General features: G+C 54.2%; 11 protein-coding genes. 10 read left to right on the top strand and 1 reads right to left on the bottom strand.

What is annotated here, in order from left to right; translation table 11 throughout:
- Positions 1 to 265 precede the first annotated feature (265 nt).
- The 8 genes from MXMO3_RS05680 (at position 266) to MXMO3_RS05645 (ending at position 9,854) form a co-directional block, all read left to right on the top strand.
- On the top strand, positions 266 to 1,504 hold the full coding sequence (locus MXMO3_RS05680; protein WP_162889141.1) for an aminotransferase class V-fold PLP-dependent enzyme: 1,239 nt from the start codon (positions 266 to 268) through the stop codon (positions 1,502 to 1,504).
- A gap of 68 nt (positions 1,505 to 1,572) precedes the next feature.
- Entirely contained in the window at positions 1,573 to 2,781 is a 1,209-nt protein-coding gene (locus tag MXMO3_RS05675) for an ABC transporter substrate-binding protein (protein WP_245985809.1), read from the top strand.
- A 61-nt stretch (positions 2,782 to 2,842) separates the two neighbouring features.
- Positions 2,843 to 3,616, top strand: coding sequence for an ABC transporter ATP-binding protein (locus tag MXMO3_RS05670; protein ID WP_117395231.1), 774 nt, complete (start codon positions 2,843 to 2,845; stop codon positions 3,614 to 3,616).
- Positions 3,613 to 4,338 carry an ABC transporter ATP-binding protein gene (locus tag MXMO3_RS05665; protein ID WP_027834682.1) on the top strand — a complete coding sequence of 242 codons (726 nt, stop codon included), beginning with the start codon at positions 3,613 to 3,615 and terminating at the stop codon, positions 4,336 to 4,338. Before MXMO3_RS05670 ends, MXMO3_RS05665 begins: the two co-directional genes overlap by 4 nt.
- Positions 4,335 to 5,222, top strand: coding sequence for a branched-chain amino acid ABC transporter permease (locus tag MXMO3_RS05660; RefSeq protein WP_117395230.1), 888 nt, complete (start codon positions 4,335 to 4,337; stop codon positions 5,220 to 5,222). Before MXMO3_RS05665 ends, MXMO3_RS05660 begins: the two co-directional genes overlap by 4 nt.
- Entirely contained in the window at positions 5,222 to 6,175 is a 954-nt protein-coding gene (locus tag MXMO3_RS05655) for a branched-chain amino acid ABC transporter permease (protein WP_027834684.1), read from the top strand. Before MXMO3_RS05660 ends, MXMO3_RS05655 begins: the two co-directional genes overlap by 1 nt.
- The gene (locus MXMO3_RS05650; protein WP_117395229.1) at positions 6,168 to 8,312 is read left to right on the top strand and encodes a thiamine pyrophosphate-dependent enzyme; all 2,145 of its coding nucleotides are present in this window, start codon (positions 6,168 to 6,170) and stop codon (positions 8,310 to 8,312) included. The genes MXMO3_RS05655 and MXMO3_RS05650 overlap by 8 nt, the downstream gene beginning before the upstream one ends.
- A 3-nt stretch (positions 8,313 to 8,315) precedes the next feature.
- The gene (locus MXMO3_RS05645; RefSeq protein WP_117395228.1) at positions 8,316 to 9,854 is read left to right on the top strand and encodes an indolepyruvate oxidoreductase subunit beta family protein; all 1,539 of its coding nucleotides are present in this window, start codon (positions 8,316 to 8,318) and stop codon (positions 9,852 to 9,854) included.
- A 4-nt stretch (positions 9,855 to 9,858) separates the two neighbouring features.
- On the opposite strand, the gene MXMO3_RS05640 is transcribed toward MXMO3_RS05645, so the two are convergent.
- Positions 9,859 to 10,272, bottom strand: a complete 414-nt coding sequence (locus tag MXMO3_RS05640; protein WP_117395227.1) for a MarR family winged helix-turn-helix transcriptional regulator — start codon at positions 10,270 to 10,272, stop codon at positions 9,859 to 9,861.
- A gap of 361 nt (positions 10,273 to 10,633) precedes the next feature.
- On the opposite strand from MXMO3_RS05640, the gene ectA reads away from it, so the two are divergent.
- A complete protein-coding gene (gene ectA, locus MXMO3_RS05635) occupies positions 10,634 to 11,167 on the top strand; it encodes a diaminobutyrate acetyltransferase (protein ID WP_036221772.1) in 534 nt (177 codons plus the stop codon).
- Between the two features lie 45 nt (positions 11,168 to 11,212).
- Positions 11,213 to 12,505, top strand: coding sequence for a diaminobutyrate--2-oxoglutarate transaminase (gene ectB / locus MXMO3_RS05630; protein WP_205468085.1), 1,293 nt, complete (start codon positions 11,213 to 11,215; stop codon positions 12,503 to 12,505).
- Position 12,506 lies beyond the last annotated feature (1 nt).

The raw sequence follows: 12,506 nt of genomic DNA, 5'->3' as shown, positions 1-12,506 counted from the left end.
GCAGCCGCAATTCAAGCCGCCACTCACCCTGCTCGTTCAATACATTTCATATTTGAAAGATTTTGCAATTGCAACAGCAAAATTGGCGAATTCACGTTGTTCACATTCATATGCGACAATCTGTCAATATATAACATATTGAAATAAAACATTATTTCCAAACAATATGTATTTTATGTTTAAAATTCTTTGCTCCATATGTGAAATTCAGTTGACAGGTTATTTCAAGTATGAAACTTTTTTAGACAAGGGGAGCGAGAGAGAAATGCAAGATTTGTCTGAATTGACACAACGCGCATCAGAATTGGACAGCAAAGATCCAATCGCGCAAATTGTTGAAGAATATGAGCAGGCCGAGGGCTGGATATTCTTTGACTCAAATTCTGTCGGCCCCGTACCCAAAACGGCCCGCAATGCTGCCAATGCGTTAATTGACGATTGGATTGCCCTGCGTCGGCGCGGGTGGGCAGAGCGCGACTGGGTGGACATGCCCGCCATTCTCGGTGACCAATTGTCGCCCATGATTGGCGCAGAAAAAGGCACAACGGTCGTTTGCGACAACACTACCATCAATCTATATAAAGCGATCGGCCACGCCCTGGCGATCAATCAGGACCGCACCATCATCCTGACGCAAAAGGACAATTTCCCCACCGACATTCATGTGGTGCAAGGCTTTGAGCGCGCCAATCCAAACCTTGAAGTGCGCTATGTGGAAACCGAAGAAGAGGCGCTTGCTGCGCTTTCGGATGACGTAGCGGTGTGCACCTTTAGCCATGTCGGCTATAAGTCTGGCCAACGCTGGGACATGGACAAGTTCAACAAGGCCGCGCAGGCCCTTGGCGTCCTTACAGTGTGGGACGTGTCCCATTCCGCAGGTGCCGTGCCCGTTTTGGCGCGCGAAAGCAATGCAGATTACATTGTCGGCTGCGGCTACAAATATCTCAGCACCGGTCCCGGCGGCCCTGCCTTTATCTATGTGCGGCCAGACCTGAGCGAAAAGGCTTGGCCACCTGTTTGTGGCTGGATGGGACATGCTGATATTTACGCTTTTGCGGGCGATTATGAGCCACATGGCAGCATCAAACGTTTCATATCTGGAACGCCGATGGTGGGCGCCAATCAGATCGCCCATTGTGCTGCCCAGATTTATCAAAAATATGCTCCCAAAGACATTTGGGCGCGGCATGAAAGCCTGAGCAATTTCTTTATCGACGCCCTGCAGCAATCCTGTGGTGACCTTGGTGTCGAAATTGCCTCACCCCTCAATTACGATCAACGGGGCGGTCACGTAACCTTTAAGGCCCCCGGCGCGGGCCATGTGGTGGAAGCATTGATTGACGCGAAAGTCGTCTCATCCTTCCGCAAGCCTGACGCCATTCGATTTGGTTTGAGCCCGGCCTCACTTACCCACGCGCAAATCGCGGAGGCGGTAGGTCGGCTTCAAAAAATCCTCAAAGAGGAGATCTGGCGGGATCCGAAATACGCAAATGTCTCCGTTTAATCCGCGCGCGCTGCAATAAAAAGAATAAAGCGCAGGATTTATGGAGAGCATCAAAAGGGAGAAGAACATTGAAAAAACCAATTTTGGCCGTTGCTTTATCGGCTCTACTTGCAGCTCAGGCAGGCTTTGCCGCGGCTGAAGACGTAAAAGTTGGCACCATTATGGGCATCACTGGCCCGCTGGCTAACTTTATTCCACCTATTTTGAACGCAGCCAAACTGGCCGAAGCCGATGTGAATGCAGGCGGCGGCATATTGGGCGGCGGCAATTTTGAACTGGTCGTTGCTGACGGTCAGGCGGCGGCCCAACCATCAGTTGATGCGGCCACCAAGCTGGTGAACCTCGAAAATGTGGCGGCCGTGATGGGTGCCCTATCTTCAGGCGCCACCATCGCCGCAGCCAACGCTGTGACCATTCCAAATGGTGTGTTGCAAGTTTCACCAACCGCCACCTCACCATCTATGACCGACATGGATGATGGCGATTTCCTTTATCGGATTGTCCCCAGCGACAACTATCAGGGCGAAGTGCTCGCCAAAATTGTGCTGGACGAAGGCATCGACCGCGTTGCTGTGGCCTATGTAAACAATGACTATGGCGTGGGCATTGCCGGCACCTTCAAAGAGAACTTTGAAAAGCTGGGCGGCACCATCACAGGCTATGAAAAGCACGAAGATAAGAAAAACTCTTATCGCGGCGAGCTGGCCACCCTGGCCAATGGCGACCCACAAGCACTCGTTTTGATTGCCTATGCGGGCGGCAGTGGCGCGAAAATCGTCAAGCAATCGCTTGAAGCTGGCCTGTTTGACCGCTTTATCGGCACAGATGGTCTGCGCGACGATTTGTTGATCGAACAAGTTGGCCCAGAAGCCTTGGCCACTTCATTCTTCTCAGCACCAACATCACCAGCAGAAAATCCTGCGGGCGAAGCGCTACACACGCGCTTTGATGAAGTGTATGGCGAAGGCTCAGACAAGCCATTTGTTGACCAATCCTATGACGCCACCATGCTGATCGCTTTGGCAATTGAAAAAGCAGGCACAACAGACCGCACCGCCATTAAAGACGCGCTGCGCTTTGTGGCCAACGCGCCGGGCGAAATCGTAGGCCCAGGCGAATGGAAAAAAGCTGTGAAGCTTTTGGCTGAAGGCAAAGACATCAACTATGAAGGCGCCGCGGGCAGCCATGAATTTGACGAAAACGGCGACGTTGCCGGCTTTATCGGCAAATTCGTAGTGGATGGCGACAGCTACAAGCAAGTCGCAATCTTTGAATAGTCAAACGCTTTGGTGCTCGCGGCCCCCTCTGCCGCGAGCACACTAAGGTCAGGACAACTCCATGATCGCTTTTGAAAATATCACCATGCGCTTTGGCGGCGTTGCCGCGGTTGATCGCTGCAGCTTTGAAATCCCAACCGGCAAGATCACCGGCTTGATCGGCCCCAATGGCGCAGGCAAAACCACCGCCTTCAACGTCATTGCCGGGCATTTGCGCCCCACCTCCGGTCGGGTGCTGCTGGAAGGTGAGGACATCACCGCCCTGCCCGCCCACAAGCGCCAGGCCATGGGCATTGCCCGCACCTTTCAGCTTGCACATGAATTTCACCGCATGACGGTGGTCGAAAATTTGATGGTGGCGGCGAAGAACGAGCTGGGCGAAAACATGCTCAACGCCATTTTCCGCCCCGGCCAATGCAAACTGCAGGAACAGGCCGCCTATGATCGCGCCATGGAAACCCTGCGCTTTTTGGAAATTGAACAGCTGAAAGACCAATTGGCGGGCGATTTGTCCGGCGGTCAGAAAAAGCTGCTGGAACTGGGTCGTGCGCTGATGCAGCACCCCAAAATCATCCTGCTCGACGAAATCGGCGCGGGCGTCAACCGCACCCTTCTGGGCAAAATCGCGGAAAAGATCATCCAGCTCAACAAAGAGCAAGGTTACACCATCTGCTTGATTGAGCATGATTTGGACTATGTTTCCCGCCTTTGCGACACCGTGATTGTGATGGCACAAGGCACTCTGCTGACCACCGGCACGGTGGAAGAAGTCAGCCGCGATGAACGTGTGATCGAAGCCTATTTTGGCGGCGGCAAATATCAGGAAGCCATATGAGTTATAAAATTCTTGATGTGCAAAATTTGACGGCGGGCTATGGCAAATTGCCGATCATTGAAGACATGCACGCCAAAGTGGATGACGGACAAATTGTGGTGATCGTCGGCCCCAACGGCGCCGGCAAATCCACGTTGCTCAAGTCGATATTCGGCCTCAATAAACGCATGTCTGGCGATATTGTGTTTGAAAGCCGCTCCATTTTTGACGCCAAAACGTCAGAACTGGTGCCTATGGGTATTTCAGCGGTGCCGCAATCCCACAATGTGTTCCCCACCCTCACGGTGGAAGAGAACCTCGACGTGGGCACATTTGCCGCGCCCCCAAAGGACAAGGCAGCGACCAAGGCCAAAATCTTGACCCTGTTCCCAGACCTGAAGGACAAGCTGCGCCAGCAAGCGGGCGAACTCTCCGGCGGGCAACGGCAAATGGTGGCCGTAGGTCGCGCTTTGATGAGTGACCCACATTTGATCCTTTTAGATGAACCCACCGCAGGCCTGTCGCCTGCCTATCTCGAAGTCATCTTCGACCTGCTTTTGCAGGTGCGCGATAGCGGCGTCTCCATCTTGATGGTGGAGCAGAATGCCAAACAGGCGCTGCGCATTGCGGATTATGCCTATGTGCTGGTCAATGGCAAAAACGCCTATGAGGGCACGGGCGCTGAGCTGCTGAAAAACGACGAAGTGCGCAAATCATTCTTAGGTGGAGGGGCACCAAAATGATGGATTTTATCAATTTCTATTTGGTCCCCGGCATCACCCTTGGCGCCATCTATGCGCTGGGCGCGGTTGGCGTGTCGATGATTTTCGGCATTTTACGCTTCGCCCATTTTGCCCATGGCGACTTGATGACTGTGGGGGCGTATTTCGGGCTTTCCGCCGTCTGGCTTCTGGGCATTCCGGCCCTCGCCGCCATTCCCATCGCGGTTGCTCTCACCTGCCTTGTGGCTCTGTTCGCAGACCGTGCCTTTTATAAACCCCTGCGGCAATTGCCCACCATTTACACGGTGATCGCCTCGTTCGGCGTGGCGCTGATCTTCCGCTCTGTGGTGCAGCTTTTTTGGGGCACGGAAAGCCAGGTCTATTCCGTCGGGTTCCAAAAGCCGATTGTGCTGTTCGATAGCTTGCGCATCGCCACCCGCCACATTCAAATCATTCTCGCCACCGCAGCGATCACGTTGGGCCTGCACTGGTTCTTGCACCATACGCAAATGGGCAAAACCATGCGCGCGGTGTCAGACGATCCAGCGCTGGCCAGCGTGGCCGGGCTTGATCCGGAAAAAACCATCCGCTGGACATGGATTATCGGCGCAGGCCTTGCCGCCATCGCCGGGGTGTTTGTCGGTCTCGATACCGACGTGCACACCATGATGGGCTGGAACCTGTTGCTGCCCATGTTCGCCGCCGCCCTGTTGGGTGGCATTGGAAAGCCGCTGGGCGCGATTGCAGGTGGCTTGATCATCGGCATCGCAGAAGAAATCTGCACCTTCCCCTTCTTTGGCGAGAGTCTGATTTCACCTAGCTATAAAAGCGCCATCGCTTTTGTGATCATGTTGCTGATCCTGATTTTCCGCCCACGCGGCCTGTTTAAAGGGAGGCTCCTCTAATGGAACTCAGTGGTATTCTATTTTACCTGATCTCCTTTTTGATCATGGGCGGCATTTATTCGGTGATCTGCCTTGCCCTCAATATGCAATGGGGCTTTGGCGGCCTCTTCAATGCGGGCATTGCAGGCTTTTACGCGGTGGGCGCCTATTCAGCCGCCATCATCACCTCAGCCAATACCCCTAACCATGTGGGCGGGTTTGACCTGCCCATCGTGGTCGGCCTTGTGGTCGCGGGCACCCTATCCGGCATTGTCGGTTGGGCCATCGCCCGCATCTGTGTGCGCTTGAAAGCGGATTATCTGGCCATGGCCTCCATCGGCATTGCCGAGATCATCCGGCTGGCCGTGATCAATGAAGAATGGCTCACCAATGGCAGCCTCGGCGTGTCGCGCATTCCGCGCCCACTGGAAGAGTTCTTCACCGGGCGCGAAAGCGAAATGGTGTTCTTCGTCTTTGTGTGGATCATTGTCGCCATCACCTTCTGGGTCGCCCATCGCCTTTATAAAAGCCCCTGGGGCCGCGTCATGCGCGCTATCCGCGACAATGAAGCCGCGGCAGAATCTGTGGGCAAGGATGTGCAATCCTTCCGCACCCAGAGCTTTGTGATCGGCGCGATCTTTATGGGCGTGGCCGGGGCATTGAGTGCCCACTATTTCAAATTCTTCAGCCCGGACGCCACCGAGCCTCTGCTCATCACCTTCCTGGCGTGGGTGATGCTGATCGCAGGCGGCAGCGGCAACAATAAGGGCGCTGTTGCAGGGGCGTTGATCATTTGGGCCATCTGGTCGATGACAGAAATCATCACCCAGCAATTGCCGCCAGATTGGGCCACCCGCTCCTCCTATATTCGGATGTTGCTGATCGGGCTTTTCCTGCAATTTGTGCTGCAACGCTTCCGCGCCGGGCTATTCCCCGAAAAAGCGCCGAAACTGAATGTGAAAAGCCATGGCTGAACGGAGCTTCGCCAAAGAGGTTGAAAAACTGCGCCTTGGCGATGGTGACACATTTCGCGGCGAAGGCATCTTGGCGATCACCAAAGCGCTGCTGGAAAATGGCGTCGGCTATGTGGGCGGCTATCAAGGTGCGCCCATCAGCCATTTGATGGATGTGTTTGCGGACGCTGAAGAATTGCTCAGTGAACTCGGCGTACGGTTTGAGGCCAGTGCTTCTGAAGCCACTGCCGCCGCCATGCTTGCCGCCTCGGTGCATTATCCCATTCGCGGCGCGGTGACGTTTAAATCTACCGTCGGTACCAATGTGGCGTCCGACGCCTTGGCTAATCTCGCCTCTGGCGGTGTTACGGGTGGCGCGCTGATCATTGTTGGTGAGGATTACGGCGAAGGCTCCTCCATCATGCAGGAGCGTAGCCATCCCTTTGCGCAAAAAAGTCAAATCTGGCTGCTCGACCCGCGCCCCAACCTGCCGTCAATTGTTGATGCGGTGGGCCATGGCTTTGCCCTATCCGAGGCCAGCAACACCCCGGTGATGCTGGAAGTGCGCATTCGCGCCTGCCATGTGCATGGGCATTTTGACACCAAAGACAATGTGCCGCCGCCCTTCACCGTGCGCGATGCGTTGGAAAACCCAAAGCGCAAAACCGACCGGATCGTGCTGCCCCCTGCATCCTATCTGCATGAGAAGGAAAAGGTGGAGCAGCGCCTGCCCGCCGCCATTCACTATATTCAAAAGCACAAACTCAACGAGCATTTCGGCCCCGACCAGGGCGATATCGGCATTATCATGCAGGGCGGCATGTATAACAATGTAATGCGGGCCTTGCAGCGCATGGGGCTGGCCGATCTTTACGGCGACAGCAAAGTGCCGCTTTATGTGATGAATGTCACCTACCCGCTGGTGCCGGACGAAGTGGTGGACTTCTGCGCCGACAAAAAGGCGGTGATGATGGTGGAAGAAGGCCAACCGGCCTGCCTTGAAGAAGCCGTTGCGGCCCTGTTGTTCAAACACAAAATCAATACCGATTTGGCAGGCAAAGGCGTGCTGCCGCTGGCCGGTGAGTTGACGGGCCAAGTGATGTTAGACGGCCTGCGCAGCTTTATCACCAGCCACGCCCCGCATCTGGCCACTGATCAGGACCGTGCACCGAACGAGCCACAACTCCTACCGCAGCCGGAACTGGACGATACGGTGCCTGCACGCCCGCCGGGCTTTTGCACGGGCTGTCCCGAGCGTCCCATTTTTGCGGCCACCAAGCTGGTGGAAGAAGAACTCGGCCCACATCACATCTCTTCAGATATTGGCTGCCACCTCTTTTCCATCATGCCGCCGTTCGAAATTGGCGGCACCACTATGGGTTACGGCCTCGGCCCCGCCTCATCCTCGGCACTCAATGCCAAGGGCGCACGCCGTTCGATCAGCTTTGTCGGTGATGGTGGCTTTTGGCACAATGGCCTCACCTCCTCCATTGGCAATGCCTCATTTAACGAGCATGATGGCGTGACGGTGATCGTCGACAACTACTATTCCGCCGCCACTGGCGGACAGGATATTTTGTCGTCCCGCGCCAACAACAAATCCCGCAACACCAACAACCCCATCGGCAAAGCCGTCAAAGGCATGGGCGTGAAGTGGGTGCGCGAAATCGACAATACTTATGATGTGGGCAAAATGCGCGAGACCCTGAAAGAGGCGCTCACCACCGATGAGACGGGTCCCAAGGTCATCGTCGCCTCCTCCGAATGTATGCTCAACCGCCAACGGCGCGAGCGTCCACTGAAAGCAAAGGCGATTGCCGAAGGGCAAACCATCACCCAGCCAAAATTCGGCATCGATGAGGACATTTGCACCGGCGACCATGCCTGTATGCGCTTGTCCGGCTGCCCATCGCTCACCGTGAAAAAACTTGATGATCCGCTGCGCGATGATCCGGTCGCCCATATTGATCAATCCTGCGTTGGCTGTGGCAATTGCGGAGAAGTGGCCGATGCGGCCATTCTCTGCCCTTCATTCTATAAAGCCGAGCGCATCCACAATCCGGGCACGGCCCACAAAATCTGGCGCAAGCTCTCCACCAGTTTTATGAGCTGGTTACAGGCGCGGCGCGACCGCAAATCATTGCGTTTTGAGGCGTAAATCATGGCGCAAGATCAAATCATAAAACTGGCCATTCTCGCCGTGGGCGGCCAAGGCGGCGGCGTGCTAACCAATTGGATCGTTGATCTGGCCGAGCAAAACGGATGGGTGGCACAATCCACCGCGGTGGCCGGTGTGGCCCAACGGACGGGCGCCACCATCTATTATGTGGAAATGGCACCGCAGCGAGAAAAGCGCCCGATCTTCTCTCTCGCCCCGAGCGTGGGCGATGTCGATATTCTGATCGCGGCAGAGCTGATGGAAGTCGGCCGCGCCATCCAACGTGGTTTTGTCAGCCCCAACCGCACTTGCCTGGTCGGCTCCAGCCATCGATTGCACGCCGTCTCTGAAAAAATCAATCCGGGCGACGGGCGCGCTAAGGATCAAGTCATCTTCGATGCCGCGCACAAATCGGCGCAAACCGTGCTACTGCACAATTATGATCGGCTCGCCATTCAGAACGGCTCTTATATATCCGCCAGCCTGTTCGGTGCCCTCGCCGCCTCCAAAACGCTGCCGTTCACGCCCGCACAATTTGAGGCCATTCTCGAACAATCTGGCCGCGCCGCTGCCCGAAGCATCGCCGCCTTCAATGCCGCGCTAAAAGCAGAACCGCTCTCCGCACCAGAACTTGCACAACAAACCGCACCCACCGCCAAAGCAAAGGGGCCGCAAAAGCTGATGGCCAAATGGGATGCCCTACAGCAGCGCATCGCACAGTTGCCAAATGAATCCCAAGAATTGGCGCGCGCTGGCCTTAAAAAGTGTGTTGAATTTCAAGACGTGACCTATGGCGATGCTTACCTCACCACGGTGGAACAATTCGCACAGCGCATTCCGGACGACCGCCCAGACATTCTGACCGAACTGGCTAAACATCTCGCCAATGCCATGGCCTATGACGATCTGATCCGTGTCGCCGATCTGAAAACCCGACGACAACGCCTCAGCCGCATTGAAAGCGAAGTGCAGCTGCAATCGGCGGACGGGTTAAAGCTGACGGAATATTTCCATCCACGCGCCGAAGAGATCTGCGGCCTGATGCCGCCAAGGCTGGGGCGCTGGTTTGAGGACAGTCCCAGCCGCTTCGCCTGGCTGGATCGTCGAGTAAACAAAGGTCGCCGCATCCGCAGCAACGGGTTCTGGGGGTTCAGCACGCTCTATATGCTGGGTGGCCTGAAATGGTGGCGCAAACATACCCTGCGCGATCAAATAGAGCGCAGCCACCGGAAGGCGTGGCTGGAGGAAGTTGACCGGCACCTTGCCAACAATCCAGACTTGGCGCTTGAGCTCATCAAATGCCGCCGCCTGATTAAAGGCTATAGCGACACGCACCATCGCTCCCTAAGCAAGTTTGCGCGCATCTTCGAGAACCTACATCTGGTCAGCCTTCTGCCAGATGCGGCAGAGTGGGTGCGCCGCTGGCGCGATGCCGCGTTGATGGATGAAAATGGCGATGCCTTGGATGGCGCGATCAAAACCGTGGGCGTTACCCTGCTGGCCAGCGAAACAAATCCCGACGATTACGACGCCAATAGCTAATCGCCTAAAACTCAGATTTTGAAAAGGGTGTCAGTTCTGCAGCATCAAAGATTGGCGCAACATCCTCTTGTCCACCATCCAACATGGCGGCAATGCGCTCCAACGATGCAATCAACATCGACTGTTCCCAATCAGACAGATTTTCAAATTCCTGTTCAAAGCGCTCGTGAACGCCATCGGGTGATTGGCTAAGGGCCGCATGCCCCGCCCCCGTCAATGACAGCCAGACCTGACGTTTGTCTGTTTCGCCGCGTTTGCGCTCGATCAGCCCACGCGCTTCCAGTTTATGCACCAACCCCGTTGTAGTCGCCTGAGTGATGCCCATCGCCTGAGCAATTTGCCCGGCGCTGCGTTCACCCTTTTCATCCAATAAACGCAACAACACCAATTGCGACGGCGTGATCCCCGACGCGCGCATCAATGCCTTTGAATTTGTATCGGCCGCCCTAAGGATTCGCCGGATCGAACTTAAAACCGATTTCGTTTTCTCTTCCACACCACCCTCACACACAAAATGAGACAGCGAACATTATCCCAATCTTCACTTTCTACCAAGATAGAAAATAAGTTTGTAAAAACAAATTATATCACTGTTGACTCTCGTGTTTCCTTAATACGATCAAAGGGTTTCGGACATATATTTCTGACACATTTGCCTATAAACGCGCTTTTTCTGCACTTTCCATGGAACTTTTCCCTTCTTTAACGGTTGACATTTAGTTAGTTGAAGCTAAATAAAAAGCGAATTTGAATTTTCACAACACACGGATTGTTGAAAAATGAAAACGAATAGCATCAAGCCGCGCCCTACATTTCGCAAACCTAATGCAAATGACGGGTCCATCGTTTGGGATATCGTAAAGAACTCTGGCAAGCTGGATGAGAACTCCATCTATTGTAACTTGCTGCAATGCACGCACTTTTCAGATACATGCGTGATTGCCGAAGTCGATGGTAAGCCTGTTGGCTGGCTCTCCGCATACATCCCACCACAAAAGCCTGACACGCTATTTGTTTGGCAGGTCTGCGTAACCGAAGAGGCACGTGGCTTGGGCATTGCAAAACAACTGATCCACACCGCTCTAAAGCGCGATGTTTGTGAAGATGTACGAAAAATCGAAAGCACCATCACAAAAGACAATGAAGCCAGCTGGGCCCTATTCGGCGCAATCGCTGACAATTTTGGTGCCGACCTGAGCAAAAAAGTGATGTTTGACGAAGAGAAGCATTTGGACGGTCAAGGTGACACTGAGCACCTCGTTTCAATTGCACCCGTGAAACAAAATCACCCTGTGTTGCGTTCTGTAGCTTAACCGCTGAGCGCACACGTTAAACTGATTAAATCCGAAGGATTAATGATGACCAATAGTGAACAACAAGATCTTCTTGTGTTTGAACGTCGTGAAAGTGCAGTGCGCAGTTATTGTCGCGCCTTTCCAAAGATGTTTGACCGCGCGGTAAATGCCAATATCTTTGGCACCGATGGAAAAGAATATATCGACTTCCTTGCGGGCTGTGCGTCGCTCAACTATGGCCACAATGACCCCGACATGAAACAAGCCCTGATCGATTTCATCAGCCATGATGGCATTGCCCACGGCCTGGACATGCACACGAATGCGAAGCGCGACTTCTTGGAAACATTCCATGAGCACATTCTTGCGCCCCGCAATATGGACTACCGGACCATGTTTACTGGCCCAACAGGGGCCAATGCGGTCGAAGCTGCATTGAAGCTGGCACGTAAAGTTACGGGCCGCACCAACGTGATTTCATTCACCAATGGCTTCCACGGCATGACCCTTGGCGCTTTGGCGACAACTGGTAATGCCGGCAAACGCGGCGGCGCAGGCATGGACTTGTCTGGCGTACACCGTGCGCCATTTGATGGCTATTTCGGTGAAAATGTTGATACAGCCGAGCAACTCGACATTATGCTCAGCGACAGTTCAGCAGGCATCGATGCGCCAGCCGCTATTTTGGTGGAAGCCGTACAAGGCGAAGGTGGCCTCAACGTCGCTTCAAAAGAGTGGATGCAGAAAATGCAGTCCATCGCCAAAAAGCATGGTGCCCTGTTTATCGTTGACGATATTCAAGCTGGCTGTGGCCGCACAGGTACATTCTTCTCCTTTGAAGAAATGGGCATTGACCCCGACATGATCACCATGGCCAAATCACTTTCAGGCATGGGCTTGCCTTTTGCTGTGACCCTATTGAAGCCAGAACTTGATATCTGGAAGCCAGGCGAGCACAACGGCACGTTCCGCGGCAACAACCATGCCTTTATCACCGCAAAAGTGGCGATCGAGAAGTTCTGGTCAAACGACAGCTTCCAAGCCGAGATTCAAGAGAAATCTGAATATCTCGAGCAGCGCCTGCAGTCTATTGCCGACAAATATGGCTTTGGCCTTAAAGGTCGCGGCATGATGATGGGCATCAACTGCGAAAGCGGCGAAGCTGCATCTGACATTTGCGAACACGCATTTGAAAATGGTGTGATCGTGGAAACATCAGGCAGCGACGACGAAATCGTCAAGATTTTGGCGCCACTGACCATTGAAAAAGAAACATTCGCCAAGGGCCTCGACATCATCGAGACCGCATTTGATTGCACCCTTGTCGACAAGAACCAACGCTCAGCAGCGGAGTAAA

The sequence above is a fragment of the Maritalea myrionectae genome (assembly GCF_003433515.1).
Classification (GTDB): Bacteria; Pseudomonadota; Alphaproteobacteria; order Rhizobiales; family Devosiaceae; genus Maritalea; species Maritalea myrionectae.
The sequence above is the reverse complement of the archived record's forward strand: the minus strand, read 5'-3'. Positions and strand labels throughout refer to the sequence as shown.